The 17,195-nt window shown below is 68.0% G+C and carries 17 protein-coding genes; 8 read left to right on the top strand and 9 right to left on the bottom strand.

Annotation, left to right across the window (positions count from 1 at the left end; all coding sequences use genetic code 11):
* Positions 1 to 7 precede the first annotated feature (7 nt).
* Both LQ955_RS00285 and LQ955_RS00280 read left to right on the top strand, forming a co-directional pair.
* On the top strand, positions 8 to 541 hold the full coding sequence (locus LQ955_RS00285; protein ID WP_231026268.1) for a nuclear transport factor 2 family protein: 534 nt from the start codon (positions 8 to 10) through the stop codon (positions 539 to 541).
* Positions 542 to 649: 108 nt separating this feature from the next.
* Positions 650 to 2,188: an 8-oxoguanine deaminase gene (locus LQ955_RS00280; RefSeq protein WP_231026267.1), complete on the top strand. Its 1,539-nt coding sequence runs from the start codon at positions 650 to 652 to the stop codon at positions 2,186 to 2,188.
* Positions 2,189 to 2,339: 151 nt separating this feature from the next.
* Here LQ955_RS00280 and LQ955_RS00275 read toward each other — a convergent pair whose 3' ends face one another.
* The 4 genes from LQ955_RS00275 to LQ955_RS00260 all read right to left on the bottom strand — a co-directional run bounded on the left by LQ955_RS00275 (position 2,340) and on the right by LQ955_RS00260 (position 6,811).
* Positions 2,340 to 2,963, bottom strand: coding sequence for a GNAT family N-acetyltransferase (locus tag LQ955_RS00275; protein ID WP_231026266.1), 624 nt, complete (start codon positions 2,961 to 2,963; stop codon positions 2,340 to 2,342).
* A gap of 93 nt (positions 2,964 to 3,056) precedes the next feature.
* On the bottom strand, positions 3,057 to 4,496 hold the full coding sequence (locus LQ955_RS00270) for an alpha-amylase family protein (protein ID WP_231026265.1): 1,440 nt from the start codon (positions 4,494 to 4,496) through the stop codon (positions 3,057 to 3,059).
* A 183-nt stretch (positions 4,497 to 4,679) separates the two neighbouring features.
* Entirely contained in the window at positions 4,680 to 5,768 is a 1,089-nt protein-coding gene (locus LQ955_RS00265) for an NADPH:quinone reductase (protein WP_231026264.1), read from the bottom strand.
* Between the two features lie 53 nt (positions 5,769 to 5,821).
* Positions 5,822 to 6,811: a LysR family substrate-binding domain-containing protein gene (locus tag LQ955_RS00260; protein WP_231026263.1), complete on the bottom strand. Its 990-nt coding sequence runs from the start codon at positions 6,809 to 6,811 to the stop codon at positions 5,822 to 5,824.
* 66 nt (positions 6,812 to 6,877) lie between these two features.
* Here LQ955_RS00260 and LQ955_RS00255 point away from each other — a divergent pair, with 66 nt between their 5' ends.
* Positions 6,878 to 7,330: a DUF5997 family protein gene (locus tag LQ955_RS00255; protein WP_231026262.1), complete on the top strand. Its 453-nt coding sequence runs from the start codon at positions 6,878 to 6,880 to the stop codon at positions 7,328 to 7,330.
* On the opposite strand, the gene LQ955_RS00250 is transcribed toward LQ955_RS00255, so the two are convergent.
* Together LQ955_RS00250 and LQ955_RS00245 are read right to left on the bottom strand one after the other, a co-directional pair.
* On the bottom strand, positions 7,327 to 8,127 hold the full coding sequence (locus tag LQ955_RS00250) for a nitroreductase family protein (RefSeq protein ID WP_231026261.1): 801 nt from the start codon (positions 8,125 to 8,127) through the stop codon (positions 7,327 to 7,329). The genes LQ955_RS00255 and LQ955_RS00250 overlap by 4 nt on opposite strands.
* Positions 8,128 to 8,152: 25 nt before the next feature.
* The gene (locus LQ955_RS00245) at positions 8,153 to 8,476 is read right to left on the bottom strand and encodes a hypothetical protein (protein WP_231026260.1); all 324 of its coding nucleotides are present in this window, start codon (positions 8,474 to 8,476) and stop codon (positions 8,153 to 8,155) included.
* Positions 8,477 to 8,607: 131 nt separating this feature from the next.
* Between LQ955_RS00245 and LQ955_RS00240 the strand changes: the two genes are divergently transcribed.
* Positions 8,608 to 9,894: a VIT1/CCC1 transporter family protein gene (locus tag LQ955_RS00240; protein ID WP_231026259.1), complete on the top strand. Its 1,287-nt coding sequence runs from the start codon at positions 8,608 to 8,610 to the stop codon at positions 9,892 to 9,894.
* 165 nt (positions 9,895 to 10,059) lie between these two features.
* Here the strand turns inward: LQ955_RS00240 and LQ955_RS00235 are convergent, their stop codons facing one another.
* Complete coding sequence (locus LQ955_RS00235; RefSeq protein WP_231028209.1) at positions 10,060 to 10,548, bottom strand: FBP domain-containing protein; 489 nt, start codon at positions 10,546 to 10,548, stop codon at positions 10,060 to 10,062.
* Between the two features lie 137 nt (positions 10,549 to 10,685).
* On the opposite strand from LQ955_RS00235, the gene LQ955_RS00230 reads away from it, so the two are divergent.
* The 3 genes from LQ955_RS00230 (at position 10,686) to LQ955_RS00220 (ending at position 12,082) form a co-directional block, all read left to right on the top strand.
* Positions 10,686 to 11,249 (top strand): DinB family protein, encoded by a 564-nt coding sequence (locus tag LQ955_RS00230; protein ID WP_231026258.1) that lies wholly within the window; start codon positions 10,686 to 10,688, stop codon positions 11,247 to 11,249.
* Between the two features lie 61 nt (positions 11,250 to 11,310).
* Positions 11,311 to 11,580, top strand: coding sequence for a hypothetical protein (locus LQ955_RS00225; protein ID WP_231026257.1), 270 nt, complete (start codon positions 11,311 to 11,313; stop codon positions 11,578 to 11,580).
* 73 nt (positions 11,581 to 11,653) lie between these two features.
* Entirely contained in the window at positions 11,654 to 12,082 is a 429-nt protein-coding gene (locus LQ955_RS00220) for a type II toxin-antitoxin system VapC family toxin (RefSeq protein ID WP_231026256.1), read from the top strand.
* Between the two features lie 61 nt (positions 12,083 to 12,143).
* Here LQ955_RS00220 and nhaA read toward each other — a convergent pair whose 3' ends face one another.
* On the bottom strand, positions 12,144 to 14,363 hold the full coding sequence (gene nhaA, locus LQ955_RS00215) for a Na+/H+ antiporter NhaA (RefSeq protein ID WP_231026255.1): 2,220 nt from the start codon (positions 14,361 to 14,363) through the stop codon (positions 12,144 to 12,146).
* On the bottom strand, positions 14,360 to 15,610 hold the full coding sequence (locus tag LQ955_RS00210; RefSeq protein ID WP_231026254.1) for a MalY/PatB family protein: 1,251 nt from the start codon (positions 15,608 to 15,610) through the stop codon (positions 14,360 to 14,362). Before LQ955_RS00210 ends, nhaA begins: the two co-directional genes overlap by 4 nt.
* Positions 15,611 to 15,832: 222 nt before the next feature.
* Here LQ955_RS00210 and LQ955_RS00205 point away from each other — a divergent pair, with 222 nt between their 5' ends.
* The gene (locus tag LQ955_RS00205) at positions 15,833 to 17,167 is read left to right on the top strand and encodes an ABC transporter substrate-binding protein (RefSeq protein ID WP_231026253.1); all 1,335 of its coding nucleotides are present in this window, start codon (positions 15,833 to 15,835) and stop codon (positions 17,165 to 17,167) included.
* Positions 17,168 to 17,195: the final 28 nt, after the last annotated feature.

Raw genomic sequence — 17,195 nt, 5'->3', positions numbered from 1 at the left:
CTTCGCGATGGATGCCCGGCTGCCGCCCGACGAAGGAGCGCCTCTGCCTGCGGAACTCGATGGTCGGCTGCAGACGATCGTCGTCGAGGCCGAGCGCGCGCTGCTGAGCCCCGAGGTGCGCGGCGATCGCGCCGCCCTCGAACGGCTGCTCGACCGGCAGTTCATCGAGATCGGGCAGTCGGGGCGGCTCTGGACTCGCGCCGAGATGATCGCGGCGCTGGTGGCCGAGGGGGCGGCGTCGGCAGCGGCAGCGGCAGCGGGCGAGGAAACCGCGGGCGCCGCGGCGCTGGTCGGCGACGGCGACGGCGCCGCGCCGCCGACTGACGCGTCGCCGGGTTCGCTCGACCGCGAGATGTCGGAGATTCGCACCACAATGCTCGGGCCCGAGACGATACTGCTCACGTATCTGCTGTACTTCGACGGCCGGTGGTCTCGGCGGTCATCCATCTGGGTCGTGCCTGCCGGGTCGACCGCGCGCATCGTTTTCCACCAGGGCACCCCGCGGCCGTCCGCACAAACAGCGGAGATTTCGACACCGTAGGGCGTATAGGGCCCTACGGGTAGGGAATCTCCTACGTTTTTCACGCGACACCACGAGGGGGCGAGGCAGGGCGCGTTCGGCCCGCGCGCGTGCCGCTAACGTGGGTTCATGAGCCCGCAAACGCTGCCCGTCGCCCGAACGATCATCCAGGGCGCGTACGTCGTGACCGTCGACGGCGGCGGCAGCGAGCACGCCGAGGGGCACGTGGTGGTCGACGGTGACACGATCGTGGCCGTGGGGGCCGGCGCGGCGCCGCGGTGGGCGCTCGAGGGTGAATCCAGCGACGTGGCGGGTGGCGACGGTCACGCTGCGGTCAGCGCCAGTGGCGGCGCCGCCAGGGACACGAGCGGGGGCGCCAGTGGCGGCGCCGGCTGGGACGCTAGCGGGGGCGCCAGCGCGGGCGACGCCGTGCCGCAGGGCCGGCCCCGGGCATCCGTCACCCTCGTCGACGGCCGCGGCCACCTTCTCACGCCGGGGCTCATCAACACCCACCACCACCTCTACCAGTGGCTCACCCGCGGGTATGCCCAAGACGCCATACTGTTCGACTGGCTGACGGCGCTGTATCCGCTGTGGTCGCGCATCGACGCCGACCTCGTGGAACAGGGCGCGCTCGGAGCGATGGCTGTGGCGGCGAAATCGGGATGCACGACCGTCGGTGATCACCACTACGTGTTTCCCGCGGGATCCGGCGACATTCTCGGCGGAATCGTGCGGGCTGCGGCGCAGTTGGGCGTGCGCATCCACGCCACCCGCGGCTCGATGGATCTCGGTCAGAGCGACGGCGGCCTGCCACCCGACTTCGCGGTGGAGTCGATCGATGCGATTCTGGCGGCGAGTGTCGAGGCGATCGACCGCTACCACGACCCTTCGCGCGGCGCGATGGCGCAGATCGCGCTCGCCCCGTGTTCGCCGTTCTCGGTGACGGCCGACCTGCTGCGCGAGTCGGCCGCGCTCGGGCGGTCGCGGGGCGTGCGGCTGCACACGCACGGCTCCGAGACGGTCGAAGAAGACGCGTTCTGCCTGGCGAAGTTCGGCAAGACTCCCACGCAATACCTCGAAGACCTCGGCTGGCTCGGCGACGACGTGTGGATGGCGCACTGCGTACACCTCGACGACCACGCCATCGCCCGCTTCGCCGCGACCGGCACGGCAGTCGCGCACTGCCCGTCGTCGAACGCCCGTCTCGCGGCGGGCATCGCGCGCGTGCCTGCCATGCTCGACGCCGGAATCACCGTGGGGCTCGGAGTCGACGGCGCCGCGTCGAACGAATCCGGTCAGCTGGGCACCGAGATCCGCATGGCAGTGCTCATGAATCGGCTGGGTTCGGGTGCCGACCGGATGCCCGGGCGGGCCGCCCTGCGCATGGCGACCATGGGCGGGGCCGCCACGCTGGGTCGCGCCGCCGAGATCGGCTCGCTCGAGGTCGGCAAACTCGCCGATCTGGCGCTCTGGAAGATCGACGGCGTCGAGCACGCCGGCATTCTCGACCCGGTCGCTGCGCTCACCCTGGGCGCGCAGCCTCCGCTCGCCCTACTGCTCGTCAACGGCGCCGAGGTCGTTCGCGACGGGCACCTCACCCGCGTCGACGAGGGTGCCGTCGCGTCGGCTGTCGCCCGGGCATCCGTCGCCCTCGCGGCTCGCTGAGCCGCTCCGCGCTTACGCGGTGGTTTGGCTGTTTCGCGGTAGTTCGGCGCAGCCGCGGTGGTTCGAACCGAAGCGTTTGCGCCAAACTACCGCGGGCTCACCTTGGCTGCGGTAGAAAGGCGTCAGCGCGGCTTGCGCCGGAGGCGCGACGTCAGCGCGCGCGGCCCGCCACTTTCTCGGTGAGGCCGAGGCGCACGGTGGGCCACTCCGACTCGATGATCGAGAAGACCACGGTGTCGCGCAGGGTGCCGTCGCGCCAGATGTCGTTGTTGCGCAGAACGCCGTCTTGCTTGGCACCGAGCCGGGCGATGGCGGCACGCGATTGCTGGTTGTGCCAGTGCGTACGAAACTCCACGGCGACGCAGCCGAGGGTCTCGAAAGCGTGGGTGAGCTGCAGCAGTTTGGCGTCACTGTTGATTCCGGTGCGCTGCTGGCTCTTGGCGAGCCACGTCGAGCCGATCTCGAGCTTACGATTGTCAGCCCGGATGTTCAGGTACGACGTCATTCCGACGGCCTCACCGCTGTCGTGGCTGATGATCGCCCACGGCACCCACTCGCCAGCGGCGTTCAAGTCGAGGCGGTGCTGCACCGCATCCGTCATCTCTGCAGGGCCCGGAATGCGCGTGTACCACGTCTGCCACAGGTCGCCCTCCGCGACGGCCCTCTGCAGGTCGGGCACGTGCTCGAGTGACAGCGGAACCAACGTCACCCGCGTGCCGACCAACGTCGGTACGGCGCTGAAGTCGGGCGCGGGCGCGGAGTGCTGGTTCGACATGCTTCGACCCTACCGAACGGTCTCGCCGAGCTACGAGTTTGTGCGGATGCCGCGGCCGCTCACCCGCACAAACTCGCAGCTCGATCACCTGCGTCAGGCGCCCAGTACCGCCCAGCCGTGCGGCGGAGTGGAAATTGTGGCGCCGGTCGGGGTGGGGGTGACGGTGCACTCGCCGGCCAGAAGAGTGGATGCCCGGGCGACCTCCAGCGCATATGGCTGGTCTCCCACGTTGAGGAGCACCACGAGCCGCTCCTGCGAATCGGTACCGACGACCTCGTAGGCGAAGAAATCATTCGTCAGCTCGAGCTGCTGCGTGCGAGCCGCGTGTAGCCACGGGTGCCGCCGCCGCAGACCGATCAGGTGCTGGTGCAGGTGATAAAGCGCCCATCCGTCGTCTGCGGCGAGCGCCGACGGACCCGCGGCCGGAAACTCCGGCCGAATCGCGTCGTCACCGCCGGCCCGCTGCTCCTTGAGCCCGGTGAAGCCCTGCTCGTCGCCGTAGTAGATCGACGGCGTGCCGCCGATCGTCAGCAGCACAACGAGGGCGTGCGCGAGGTGCCGCCGATCATCCACAGCCGTCGCCAGCCGCGTCACGTCGTGGTTGCCGACGAACGTCAGCGGAACGAACGCCGACAGAAACCCGTTATGCCGCCCGAGCGCATAGGCGAGCTCGAAGAAGTTGCGGTCGTGCAGCGAGCTCCAGATGGCCTTCCACACCTCGTACTGCGTCACCGAGTCGAGCGTTGCGGCCCGGGCGATGGCGCTGTAGTCGCCGTGCAGCACCTCCCCCACGACGTAGACCTGCGGATGCTCGGCCCGAACCCGGGGCAGCACGCGCGCCCAGAACGCGGGATCCACCGCGTACGCCGCGTCGAGCCGCCACCCGTCGGCCCCGCGCTCGAGCCAGTGGTTCATTACCGACACCACGAAGTCGGCCACCGCAGGCTCGTCGTGGTTGAGCTTCACGAGCGAGTCGTGCCCCTCGAACACCTCGAACAGCGGATGCCCGGCGGCACCCGCGCCCCGGTCGTCGCTGCCCACCGCCGCGCCCTCGCTCACCGCGCCCTCGCCCGCCGCGCCGTCGACCGCCGCGCCGCCGAGCGGCACGAACCAGGCCACGCTCTCGGCGTCACCCTCCGCCGCGAGCCGGAACCGCTCGAACCCCCGCCCCACGTGGTTGAACACCCCGTCGAGCAGCACGCGCAGCCCGCGCCGATGCGCCTCGGCGATCAGGTGATCGAAGTCGGCCTCGTCGCCGAGCCGCGCATCGATGGCGAAGTAGTCGACCGTGTCATAGCCGTGACTCTCCGAGACGAACACCGGGCCAAGGGCGATACCCGACGCCCCGAGCTCAACCGCATAGTCGAGCCACGCGACGATGCGCTCGAGGCGATGTTCGAGCGGCCATCCCGCGCCGGGCTCGCCACTCCCGCTGTCACCGTCGCCGTCACCGGCGGTCGTGGGCGCCCCGACGAACCCCAGCGGATAGATCTGCCACCACACCGCATGCGTCACCCACCCGGGCTCAGCCATCGTGCTCGCCCCTCCCAGGCGCGGGAACCGCCGCCGCAAGGCACGCACGCACACTTCGGAGCATCCGCGTTCGCTCGAGCAGGCACGCATGCTCCGAAGTGCGCGCCAGCTCCGAAGTGCGTGCGTGAACCGAAGAGGCCCCCTGCCGCATCCGACGTGACCCGCCGGCCGCGCGGGCCCGCATCACCACGCGTCACCGTCGGGCGCGAGGTCGGCGGCCGCGACATCCCGAGCCTGATGCCCCGCGTCAGACGAGCCGACGTCGATGAGTACCTTGCCCACAGCCCCGTCTTCGACCGCCTGGTGGGCGGCGCCCGTCTCGTCGAGCAGGTACCGGATGATCGGCAGCCCATTCGCGTCACCGACGCCGAGCGCACCGTCGGCTGCCGCAGCGGTGACGGCCGCGACGGCATTCGACTTCTGCACCTCGCTCGTCGTGTAGGTCAGCACGAACTGGTAGCGCACGTTCTTCGTCATGCTGGCGCGCGCGGCGATCGAGACCTCGTCGGGATCACCCGAGACGTAGATCGCAATCGTTCCGCCAACGGCGATCAGTTCGAGATCGATGCCGAGATTGGCCAGCGGATTCACCTCGACGATGGTCGAGACTCCGTGCGGTGCGATGGCGGCGACGGCCTGCACCACGTCTTCGCTGCGATAGTCGATCACGTGCTGGGCGCCGGCTCGCCACGCCAGATCGGCCTTCGCGGGGCTGCTGACGGTGGTGATGACGGTCGCTCCGGCCCAGACAGCCAGCTGGATCGCCGCGTGCCCGACCGCGCCGGCTCCGCCTGCGACGAGCACGGTCTGGCCGACCAGCGCTCCGGGCGAAAGTCGCGCCGGGCCGCCCTCGTGTGCGGTCAGGGCCCGGTGCGCAGTGAGCGCAGGAATGCCGAGCGACGCACCGACATCAAAAGACAATCCCCTCGGCAGCGGGTTCACCAGCCGCTGCGGCAGCACGACGAACTCCGCTGCAGTGCCAGTGTCACGCTGAAAAGCGGTATCGCGCAGCCACACCCGGTCGCCGACCGAGAACCGCGTGACGCCCGAGCCCACCGCATCGATGAAGCCTGCGCCGTCTTGGTTGGGGGTCTTCGGATGCTCGAAGTGCGCCACCTCAGCCGAACCCCGCCTCGACTTCCAGTCGGTGGGGTTCACGCCAGAGACGACGACCCGTACCCGCACCTCACCGTGCCCCGGATCACTCGGCTCGACCTCCACGAGTCGCAGAACCTCGGGCCCGCCCGTCTCGGTGTATTCGATCGCCTTCATACCAGTCTCCTCACCTTGCCCCCTTCGATTCCCCCGTTGAGATCATGTGCGTTTCACCGCTTGCCGCCGAACTTGCGCTTTCGGGCGTGCGCCTTGTTCGCCTGCTCCGACTGCGTCTTCTTGCGCGGAGCGTTCTGTTTCGGGCGCCCCGACGCGGCCTCTTCGGCCTCGCGAGCGGCGCGGGCCTTGGCCTTCGCCTTCGCGACCGGGCCGATCTTCTTGGGCGGTGTGGCGGCCGAGGCAGCGGAGCCCGCGGCCGCCTGATTCACGTCGGCACGGGCATCCACCGCCCCGCCGCCGCGCGAACTCGACGCCGAGCGCCCCCGCACGATTCCGATGAACTGCTCCACCAGGGGCGACGGATTCTCGGCGAGCCAGACGAGCGATACCGGAGTCTCTGCGACCCCTGTCAGCGGCCGGTAGACGACGTCTTTACGGCTGTGCAGCCGTGCGATCGACTGCGGCACGATGACGATTCCGACGCCGGCGCCCACCTGTTCTACCGCGTCGTCAAGCGAGTGGATGCCCCGCAGCGGCCGCCGCGACCCCTCGGCGACCTCGATCGCGATGTCGCGCCACTCCGGCACATCGTCGGGCGGCTGCAGCAGATGCTCGTCGGCCAGGTCGGCTACGTCGACAACCTCGAAGACCGACGCCGGGTGGTCTCTCGCGACCCCGACCACGGGCAGTTCCGAGTAGAGCTCGATGGCGCTGAGTCCGTCACGGGCAAACGGATGGCGCACAAAACTCACGTCGGCGTCGCCGGCGTGCAGGGCTGCCGTGCGCGATTCGGGCTCAGACCGGGAGACCTGCAGCGGGATGCCCGGCAGGCGTTGCTCCCAGAGCCTGGTCCACTTCGTGACGGTGACACCGAGGTCGAAGACGATGCGGAAGGGCGCGGGGCCTGAGGTCTCGCCCGCCGCGGCAGTCTCGGCGGTTTCGGTTTCGGCGGTCTCAGTCTCAGCGTTCACGGTCGTCGCGGTCTCGGTCTCGGCGGTTCCGTCGGCACCGACAACCGGCCCGTCAGTGGACTCGTCGCTCATGTCTGGCCCCGATCATCCGCCGCCCCCAACGAAGAGCTGCCGCAGCCTTCAGGATACGCTGGCCTGATGACCGCGCAGAAATCGCCCCAGAGCCTCAAACCCGCCACCGCTGCGAAGAAGCTCGGCATCTATCTGCCCGCGGCTCCCGAGGAGTTTCAGCAGAACGATCTCACGCGGGCCGAGCTCAACGAATTGCTGGCGAACCCGCCGCAGTGGCTCGTCGACCTGCGGTTGAACGGCCCGCACCCGCGGCAAGAGGTCGCGCGAAAGCTCGGCGTCTCGATCTCGGGGCTCACCCGCGCCGGGGTCGATGACCCGTACACGACCGCCGAGATCAAGGCGCTGCTCGCTGCCCCGCCCGAGTGGCTCGTGGTGGAGCGCGCGCGCCAGGCCGGCGTCATGGAAGACAACGCTCGCATCAAGGCCGACCGCGTGGCTCAGGCCGAGGCCAAAGAACGCGCCGAGCGCCACGCCCGCACCAACCCCAACTCCATAGCCCCGAAGCCGCGCTCGCGCTAGTTCGCCCCGGCGTCCCAGCCTTCTTGGGGCGTGTCGCAGGTGCCGCGGAAGACGAATTGGGAGGGGCGCTTACGCTGGCGCGACGACCAGTCGATGGCCGGGCGCCGCTCATGCGGGGGCAGGTAGCCGAGCCGGTACACCGCCATCAGCTCGAGGTCGTCGGGCACCTTCAAGAGGTCCACGATGAGCTCCCATTTGCCCGGCACCTCCATGGGAAACGACACGAATTGGATGCCCATTCCCAGCTCCACCGTCGACAACCACACGTTCTCCATCGCCGCCCCCATGCTGAACACCGAATAGAACGAGCTGAGCTCTCCGGGGCGGTACTCCGACCGGTCGAGCATCACGCCGAGCAGCAGCGGCGACTCCGCCACGAGCTTGCGGTTCTGCTCGCCCAGCGTCTGCGGCACACGCAACCCGTTCATCACGGTCTGCCCGCGCTTGGTGAACACCGCCTTCGTGAAGGGGCGCAGTGGAGCGGGCAACTTGTCGAACAGCATGCCGTCACGCCGTTCATCCATTTCGGCCTCGCTGAACCGAAAGTACGGGCGATATCGCTCAAAGAACGTGCCCTCGGAGAGCGCCTGGGTCATGCTCTCGCCGCTGATCGCCCCGATGCGATGGATGACCGTGGGATCGTCGACGATGACGAACCGCCAGGGCTGGCTGTTCAGCTGCGAGGGCGCGGCGCTGGCCGACTCCATGAGCGTGCGCAGGTGCACTTCGCTGACCCGGTCGGGCAGAAAGGCGCCGTTCGTGGTTTTGCGGTTGTGCACAACGTCGAAGAATTCCACAGATTGCTCCTTTGACCGACCGGGATCAGCTCGTCAGTGCCACGATAAGCCCAGCAGCAAGAAACGGCGCCGCCGAGAGAGCGAGAACGACATGTCCCCCTGACCGGGAACGAACGTACGGGAGAGCAGCGAGCGGCACCACCGCGGGCAGAACGAACCAGCCCGCCACACCGCCGCCCCAGAACACCGTGCTGATGGCGGCTGCCGTGAGCACGAAGGTGCAGATGTACAGAGCCGAGTGCACCCAATGGAATCCGGCCGAGTTCACGATGCCGACTCTGACCGAGGTGCCGAACAACGCGTTGACGGTGAAACTCACGCAGGCGGCCACGAACAACGCCTGGGGCATCGTCACCACCCCTTCGATCGAGCGGTTGTGCGCCGACTTGCCACCGCAACCACTTCACTCTCGAACAGAGTAACAAACGCATCTGAGGCCCGCGCAGGCCTCGGCCGAGAGCGGCACGAAATAATGGAACCATGACAACAACCGCCAGCCCCAAACCGGCTGACATCCGCCGCTGGCGGCAGTACATGGCCGACGAACAGGCCGAAGCTGCCGTATATCGCGACCTCGCCGAGCGTCGCACCGGCGAAGAACGTGCCATTCTGCTAGCCCTCGCCGAAGCCGAGGCCCGGCACGAGTCGCACTGGCGGGCGCTGCTCGGCGACGACGTCGGCAAGCCCAAACGCGGCGACCTGCGCACTCGTTCGCTCGGGTTCTTGGCCAGGAGATTCGGGTCGGTCTTCGTGCTCGCCCTCGCGCAGCGCGCCGAGACGCGGTCGCCGTATGCGACCGATTCCGATGCCACTCCGGCGATGGCAGCGGATGAACAGGTACACGCCGAGGTGGTGCGAGGCCTGGCCGCCCGAGGTCGTAACCGGCTCTCCGGCACGTTCCGTGCCGCGGTCTTCGGCGCGAACGACGGCCTGGTGTCGAACCTCGCTCTCGTCATGGGAATCTCGGCGAGCGGCGTCGACAACTCCATCGTGCTCGCGACGGGGCTCGCCGGCCTGCTGGCGGGTGCGCTCTCGATGGGAGCCGGCGAGTACGTCTCGGTGCGCTCCCAGCGCGAACTGCTCGAGTCGACCACGCCGAGCGCCGACGCGACGGAGGCACTGCCGAACCTCGACGTGAACGCGAACGAGCTCGCGCTGGTCTACCGCGCCCGCGGAATGTCGCAAGAAGAAGCCGAGGCGCGGGCCCACAGCGTGCTGTTCCCCACGACTCAGCCCATCCGCATCCCGCGGAGCTCCCCCTCGGCCCACACAGCGCGCTCCTCGATCGCTCGGGCGGCCGACGAGCGGCGGTTCGGGGTGGCCGCTGCGACCGCGGGCGCCGCTGCCGCCGCGGCTGGGGCTGCGGCTGGCAGCCCACCGGCTGGCGCGGGTCGCGCGGCTGGCGCGGCCGGCACGACCGACATCGAGCGCGCCGAGCTGAACGACGGGGTCGCCGATGCCAGCGCGAACGAGGAGATCGACGAGCACGAGGCCGTGGGCACCGGCCTGAGCGCCGCCCTCTCGAGCTTCTGCTTCTTCGCGTCGGGAGCGATCATCCCGGTGCTGCCGTACATCTTCGGCCTGCAGGGGCTGCCTGCGCTCATCGTGGCCGCTGTTCTGGTGGGAATAGCACTTCTCGGCACGGGGGCCATCGTGGGCATCCTCTCGGGCGGCCCGCCCCTGCGCCGCGCCCTGCGCCAGCTGCTCATCGGCTACGGCGCCGCCGCGGTCACCTACCTGCTCGGCCTCCTCTTCGGAGGCGTCTGAGTTTCTGAGCCGCCGCCTCTGCTGCCCATGCCCGGGCCTTTCTCGGCGCGAGCCTTCGTGACTCAATCCATTTCGCGAAAAAGCACCCAAGATCACGTTCTTGGGTGCTTTTTCGCAAAGTCGATTACGCAAGAAGGAGTAGAGGCGGGTGGCGGCGCACGAACGTTACTGCGCGCGCATCACGTCGGCGAGAAAGCCCGCGACGCGCTGCTCGAGGCCCGAGACCTTTTGGGCCAGCACGCTCTGCGGGTCGGCGTAGTACGACGCGCTCGGCACCTCCACGCGGATGTTGCTCGAGCAACCCAAATTGGCACAGATGTAGGTGCCGACCGTGTTGCCGTTCAGACCCGCTTCGCCCGTGCGTTTGGCGCTGAACAGCGACACCCCGTGTTCTGTGTGCGTAGCCCGGCAGAGCTGGCACATCATCATGCGCTGGCGTGAGAGCGGGCCGTCGGCCTCCCGAACGATGATGCCGACGGGCGTCTCGCCCTGCCACCGGATGATGTACCCCAGATGCGGCGAATGCGAGTCGCGCCAACCGAGGTAGTCGAGGTTCTCCCAGTCGAGCTCGACGAAGTTCGACGGCAGCACCATGTTGAGTCTTTCGGTCGCCGATCCGTTGACGATCGAATGCCGAACCTCGATGCCGGTCATCCTCTTCACGCATTCTCCTCACGTTGGGGGGCGTCGGTTCCTCAAGCCTAATTGGCAGACTCCACGCGGTCACCCGGGTTGCGGGCTCGACTTTGTTCGGCGCCGCGGCGGTCGACCGCGAATCTAGAATCAGGAGCATGAACATTTCGCAGTACCTGGTGTCAGAACTCGACGACACCGTCAGCCGACTGCGAACGCAGATTCTCGGCATCGTGCCTCGCGAACGCCAGCTCGAACGCCTTGCCGGAGCGAACTCGATCGCGTGGATCGTCTATCACGTTGCCCGTCACGCCGCTCTCGCTCTGTCGGTCGTGACCGATACGGCGGGCATCCGCGACCCCGGGCTCGACGTCTTCGGCCCGGTCGCGACCCGCGGCGGCAACGGACTGCAAGAGGTTCAGCAACCCTTCACCGATTCGCTCGACCCGGCTGAGGTCGAGGCCTACGCCCTGCGTGTGTTCGCCGACGTGCGCCTGTACCTGCTCTCCCTCACCGAGGGCGACCTGGATGCTCTGCCCGACGTCGAGGCAGCGCTCGACTCCGCCGGCATCGAGCACGACACCTTCGACTGGCTCTACCGCCTCTGGGCCGATCAGCCCGTGGCGTTCCTCGTGCGGTGGCCCCTCGTCGGGCACCTCACCCACCATGTCGGCGAGCTCACCGGCATGCGCAACCAGATGGGCCTGAGCCCGTTCCGCTAGACCACATCCGACTCCTCCGGAAGATGGTGCGACACCTAGTGCGCAGTGCTACACTTGAGGAATGCCCACAATTCTTCCGCGACACACGCTCACCGAGACCGCCGAACTCTCTCATGCCCTCGACGATGCCGAACTCCGTTGGCCCGAAGTGCGGGGCGACAGAAGCGCCGCGCTGCGCAAATTGGTCGAGGCCGGCTGGGAGGTGGTGCGCTACAGCCATCACGAACGCCTGACCGCGCGGCGGGCAGCATTGCATGCGGCGGCCGGGGTGGTTTCCGGGGTGTATCCAAACGACGCCGCACAGGCTCTTTCGGCAGAGTGGCCCGAATGAACGAGCCGAATAGACACTCGCCCTCTAGCCGATCGTGCCGCGGCGACGTCCGTTTTTCGACGGCGAGCACACAGTGAGAACGGCGTCGCTTCAGGGTTTTCAGGGCATTCTGGTGCTCGATGCGAATGTTCTGATCGCGTTTCTCGACTCGACCGATGTGCATCACACGCGAGCTCTGCACGTTCTGGAGCAGTTCGTCGCCGTCGGGTACTCCACGAGCGTGCTCACGTTGGCCGAAGCGCTCGTCTACCCGACACTCGCGGGCGCTCAAGATCGGGCGTTCTCGGCCCTCGAGCGCATCGAACTCGCCGTCGTGCCTCTCGACGGCACCGATGCACTCGAACTGGCTCGGGTACGAGCGCAATACCACGTTCGGATGCCCGACGCCGTGGCGTTACACGCCGCCCTGAGCACACGCTCCACCCTTGCCACCTTCGACACCTCACTCAGCGCGGCTGCCACGCTGGCAGGAGTTGAGACGGTCGGGATCCAGCCCGCGTAGTCAGCGCTTGCCGCTGCACGAAGCCTTTCTGAGCAGAAGACCGGAAGACGCGTCTGACGGGTCAGTTCTTGTCGGTGAGGCCGAGGTCGCGCCGGGAGCCTTCTTCGGGCGGCCCGGCCGGCGCGGACGGAAGAGCAGCACCGGGGGCGGCGGCGTCCGTGCCCTCGGTACCGTGTGCAGGAGCCCATCCGCGCAACGCGTCCGCGGCACCCGCGCGGCCATCCGGGGTGCTAGGGCCGTCTGAACCGCCGATGGGGGCCGTGCGAGCGGTGCTTCCCGCGATGGGTCCGGCGGCTGGGTGCGATGCAAAGCCCGCCCCGGAAGGTCTACCGGCCGTTGTGCCGGCAGAGCTCCCACTTGCAGCCGTCGCGGCGACCGCAGAGTCGGCAGGCTGAGCGGGGTCGGCTGGGCCGCCTGCGCGATCGGTGCGCGACGCGTTGAGCTCGCGGATGAGGGAGGCGGCGTCGTAGGGGCCGCGGTGCCGCTTGCCGTTGACGAAGAAGGTGGGGGTCGAGTGCACATCCATCAGCTCGGCGTCGATCACGTCGTCGCGCACACGATTGACGACCTCGCTCGAGCGCATGTCTTCTTCGAAGCGGTCGACATCCATGCCGAGCGAGACGGCGTAGGCCAGCAAGTCGTCGAGCTCGAGCGCATCCTGATGGGCGAACATCGTTGGCCCGTAGATGAAGAATTTGCCCTGCAGCGCCGCGGCCTCGCTGGCCCGAGCCGCGAGGGTGGCGTGCGGATGCACCTTGGTGAGCGGCAGGTGCCGCCACACGTACAGCAGGTCGGAACCGAAGTGCGCCCGCACCTCGTCGATCGACCCGGTGGCCCGGCTGCAGAACGGGCACTCGAAGTCGCCGTACTCCACAAGCTGCATGGGCGCGTCGATCGGGCCACGAAAGTGATCGCGCTTTGCGTCGACGGGTCGCGCCAGCACGAGGCTCATCTTCGACGGCGGCTGCACCTTATCGACAACGCGGAACACCGCCCAGCCCAGCACGAACGCGATCACGGTCGCCGCGAGCACCCCGACGCGCGCTTCGTCTTGCAGCGCGGGGTCGGGGATGGCGAGGTCGATGATGAAGAGCGCGATGGTGAATCCGATGCCCGACAGGGCCGCCCCGCCGGCCACCCGACCGAATGTCAGACCGGGAGCGAGCACGCCGATCTTGAGCGTCTTGACCAGCACCGTCATGCCCGTGATTCCCACGAACTTGCCGACGACGAGACCCACGATGATGCCCCAGGTGAGGGGCGACCCGAACGCGGCCGTCAGAGTCGCCGCATCCAGATGCACGCCGGCGTTCGCGAGCGCGAAGATCGGCAGGATGATGAAGCTCGTGTACGGCGAATACAACGTGTGCAGCCGGTCGTTCACCGACACCGAGCTGAGCAGCCCGCGCACGGCAGCCTGCGCATACGCCGGATTCGGGGACTGCCGGAACGCGCGGCTGAGCTCGGCCGCCCGCTCGACTTCCATGCGCCGCGGCGAGTACACCGGAATCACCAGCGCGATCGCCACGCCGGCCAGCGTCGGCTGCACGCCAGAGGCATAGAGCGCACCCCACACCACGAGGGAGAACACGAGATAGGCGGGGCCCTGGCCGAAGCGCAGGTAGCGCAGCATCCAGATCACCACCAGGCCCACAGCGGCCACGATCAGCGGCGTGACGTGCACCTCATCGGTGTAGAAGATCGCGATGACCGCGAGTGCGCCCACATCGTCGACGACGGCGAGCGCGAGCAAGAAGATACGCAGGTGGCCGGGAAGCCGCGGCCCCACGATGGCAAGCGCGCCCAGCAAGAACGCCGTGTCGCTCGAGATCACGACCCCCCAGGCGTGCGAGGTCTGGTCGGTGTGGTTGAAGATCAAGAAGATCAGCGCCGGCACGGCCAGCCCGGCGATCGCAGCCGCCACCGGAACCACCGCCCGCGACCATTCGCTCAGCTCGCCGAGCGCGAACTCACGTTTGACCTCGAGGCCCACCACGAAGAAGAACAGCGTCATCAGGGCTTCGTTGACCAGCGAGCGAAAATCGAGCTGGATGCCCGTCTGCCCCACCTGCAACGAAATCGTGGAGCGCCAGAACTCGTCGTACGAGCTGTTGGGCAGATTCGCCCAGATCAGGGCGACGATGGTGGCAACCAGCAGCAGAGCGGCGGCGGTCTTCTCGGTGTCGGAGAACCCGCGCCGCTGATACAACAGCTTGCGCAGGCGCGGAAAGCGCGGGGCCATGTCGCCCTCGGTGACCTCCGTCGACGCGGCGGTGGTCATTGCGAGACTCTCGCGGATGCGGATGCCGACGCGGATGCGGGTGCCGATGCCGATTCGGCACCCCTGTCGCCCGCCACGCGCGCGAGCCGCCCCACCGCCTCGGTCAGCACCTCGGGCGAACACGCGAGGTTCAGTCGCACGAAGCCGGCGCCCTGCCGGCCGAACTCCGGCCCCGCCATAAGCGCTACTTTCGCCGATTCGAGCGCCACGACGCTCGGGTCGTCGCCCCAGCCGAGCGCTCGAAAGTCGAGCCAGGCGAGGTAACTCGCCTGCGGCCGGCGAAACACCACCCCGGGCAACTGGGCCGCGAGCAACTCGCGCAGAAGCTCCGCCGACTGCCTGATCGCCTCGATCGCCTGGTCGAGCCACGGCACTGCTTCGGCGAAGGCAGCAATGCTGCCGTGCAGACCGAGCTGACTTGTTCGCATGTGCACCTCGTCGGGCAGAGCGTCGAGCATCGCCAGCGTTCGATCGCTCTGCGCGATCTGCATGGCGCACTTCGCGCCAGCGAGGTTCCAGCCCTTGCTTGCCGAGGTCAACGTGATTCCGACTGCCCTCGCGGCCTCGGACACGCTGAGGAACGGGGTGAAATCACGAGATTCGTAGGCCAGCGGCCCGTGGATCTCGTCGCACACGACAACCGCATCAAAACGGAACGCGAGCGAAGCGAGAGCCTCGAGATCGGCCGCCGAGTGCAGCAACCCGAGCGGATTGTGCGGGTTGCACAGCAGCACGGCGCGGGCGCCCGCCTGAAGCGCGGCTTCGACGCCGGCGAGGTCGATCGACCAGAAATCCGCAGACGACGCGTGGTCGTCGGCATCCACCGGCCCGGATTCGAGCAGCGGCACCTCGACGACCCTGCCACCCGCCTCGGTGACGTACTCGAAAAACGGCGGGTACACCGGCGGCATGATGATCACGCCGTCACCGATGCCGATCGCCTGACGCAGCGCCTCGACCGCCGCCACGCTGACATCGGTGGTGGTGCGGATGTTCGAGGGCTCGATCATCCAGCCCCACCGTTCGGCGGCGAACGCTGCAAACGGCTCAGCCAGCGCCGTGACCTCGCCGATGTACCCCACGTCGGAGTTCTCGATGACGCGGATCATCGCGCGCTTCACCGGCTCGGCGAGCGAATAGTCCATCTCGGCGACGAACAGCGGCAGCACGTCGTGGGGGTAGGCGCGCCATTTGACGCTGGTGCGCTGACGGAGCTGTGCGAGTGGATCGGCGCGAAGGAGGTCCATCGCTCCAGTGTGCCCCATTCCGGCCCCGAATCGGTATATGCGGCCTGAGGCATATGCCGGGCATCCGTGCCCCGACCGGGCGAGCCGCAAAATCTCGCGCTTGACACGAACCCCGATCACTGCATACGCTCACTCTGAATTCGTGAGAGCGCTCTCAGCACTCGCAAAGAGAGCGCTCTCACAATTCTTTCCCATCCCACCCACGCACACAAGGGAGTGACCGTGAAATACTCACGACGCACCAAAGGAGCTGTTGCCCTCGCGGGCGTCGCGGCTTTTGCACTACTGGCCACCGGATGCTCGAGCGGAGGTTCGACCGCAAGCAGCACCGGCAGCTCGACCGACCCGATCACCCTCACCGTGACGACGTTCGGCACGATGGGCTACGACGATCTGTACAAGCAGTATGAGCAACTGCACCCGAACATCACCATCAACGCCACGAACATCGACACCGGCGACAACGCCAAGACCGACTGGCAGACCAAAGAGGCGGCCGGAGCGGGCCTTCCCGACGTGCAGGCCGTCGAAGAGGGCTGGCTGAGCGCGGTCATGCAGGTCTCCGACCAGTTCAACGACCTCAGCCAGTACGGCGCCAACGACATCAAAGACCGCTGGGTCTCGTGGAAGCTCGCGCAGGCGACAGACGCAAAGGGCCGCATCATCGGGTACGGCTCCGACATCGGCCCCGAGGGCCTCTGCTACAACAGCAAAGACTTCGCAGCGGCCGGTCTGCCCACCGACCGCGACCAGGTCGCCGCGCTCTTCGGCGGTGACAACGCCACCTGGGACGACTACTTCAAGGTCGGCGCGCAGTACAAGGCGGCCACCGGCAAGGCGTTCTACGACCAGTCGGGCTTCATCTGGAACGCCATGGTCAACCAGCAGGCAGAGGGCTACTACAAGAAAGACGGCTCGCTGAACGTCGACGGCAATGCCACGCTGCAGGGCCTCTGGAACAAGCTGGCCACCGCGACGGCATCCGGACTCTCGGCGAACCAGACCGCTTGGGACTGGGGCAAGGGCAAGGCCTTCACCGACGGCACGTTCTCGACCTTCGTCTGCCCCGGCTGGATGCTCGGGGTCGTCAAGGGGCAAGTGACCTCTGCCGGCGGCGACGCCACCACCGGCTGGGACTTCGCGAACGTCTTCCCGGGCGGCGCAGCCAACTGGGGCGGAAGCTTCTTGACCGTTCCCACCCAGTCGAAGCACCCGCAAGAGGCAGCCGACCTGGCCGCATTCCTCACCAACGCGAAGTCGCAGGCTGCGGCATTCGGTGTGGCAGGAACCTTCCCGAGCGTGACGGCGGCTCAGACCGACCCCGCGGTGACCGGAACGAACGACCTGTCGACGTTCTTCAACAACGCACCGATCGGCACCATTCTCGGCGAACGTGCCAAGGGCGTCGTCGCGCAGTTCAAGGGACCGGACGACTCGGTGATCCAGTCGCAGGTCTTCGGGCCGGCGATTCAGGAGATCGACTCGGGCAAGGCAGACGGGCCCACGTCGTGGAACGACGCGATCACCCTGCTGAACCAGCTCGTCGTCAATAAGTAAGCGGGCGCGGCGGGGGCAGGCGGGCGCG

The organism is Subtercola endophyticus (assembly GCF_021044565.1).
GTDB lineage: Bacteria > Actinomycetota > Actinomycetes > Actinomycetales > Microbacteriaceae > Subtercola > Subtercola endophyticus.
This window is presented reverse-complemented; position numbering and strand designations above follow the sequence as displayed.

What these genes read in the sequence shown, in the direction of transcription:
- LQ955_RS00285 (WP_231026268.1), top strand. Translation starts at nt 8, where the DNA reads ATGGATGCCCGGCTGCCGCCCGACGAAGGAGCGCCTCTGCCTGCGGAA.
- LQ955_RS00280 (WP_231026267.1), top strand. Translation starts at nt 650, where the DNA reads ATGAGCCCGCAAACGCTGCCCGTCGCCCGAACGATCATCCAGGGCGCG.
- LQ955_RS00275 (WP_231026266.1), bottom strand. Translation starts at nt 2,963, where the DNA reads ATGTCGAACCAGCACTCCGCGCCCGCGCCCGACTTCAGCGCCGTACCG.
- LQ955_RS00270 (WP_231026265.1), bottom strand. Translation starts at nt 4,496, where the DNA reads ATGGCTGAGCCCGGGTGGGTGACGCATGCGGTGTGGTGGCAGATCTAT.
- LQ955_RS00265 (WP_231026264.1), bottom strand. Translation starts at nt 5,768, where the DNA reads ATGAAGGCGATCGAATACACCGAGACGGGCGGGCCCGAGGTTCTGCGA.
- LQ955_RS00260 (WP_231026263.1), bottom strand. Translation starts at nt 6,811, where the DNA reads ATGAGCGACGAGTCCACTGACGGGCCGGTTGTCGGTGCCGACGGAACC.
- LQ955_RS00255 (WP_231026262.1), top strand. Translation starts at nt 6,878, where the DNA reads ATGACCGCGCAGAAATCGCCCCAGAGCCTCAAACCCGCCACCGCTGCG.
- LQ955_RS00245 (WP_231026260.1), bottom strand. Translation starts at nt 8,476, where the DNA reads ATGCCCCAGGCGTTGTTCGTGGCCGCCTGCGTGAGTTTCACCGTCAAC.
- LQ955_RS00240 (WP_231026259.1), top strand. Translation starts at nt 8,608, where the DNA reads ATGACAACAACCGCCAGCCCCAAACCGGCTGACATCCGCCGCTGGCGG.
- LQ955_RS00235 (WP_231028209.1), bottom strand. Translation starts at nt 10,548, where the DNA reads ATGACCGGCATCGAGGTTCGGCATTCGATCGTCAACGGATCGGCGACC.
- LQ955_RS00230 (WP_231026258.1), top strand. Translation starts at nt 10,686, where the DNA reads ATGAACATTTCGCAGTACCTGGTGTCAGAACTCGACGACACCGTCAGC.
- LQ955_RS00225 (WP_231026257.1), top strand. Translation starts at nt 11,311, where the DNA reads ATGCCCACAATTCTTCCGCGACACACGCTCACCGAGACCGCCGAACTC.
- nhaA (WP_231026255.1), bottom strand. Translation starts at nt 14,363, where the DNA reads ATGACCACCGCCGCGTCGACGGAGGTCACCGAGGGCGACATGGCCCCG.
- LQ955_RS00210 (WP_231026254.1), bottom strand. Translation starts at nt 15,610, where the DNA reads ATGGACCTCCTTCGCGCCGATCCACTCGCACAGCTCCGTCAGCGCACC.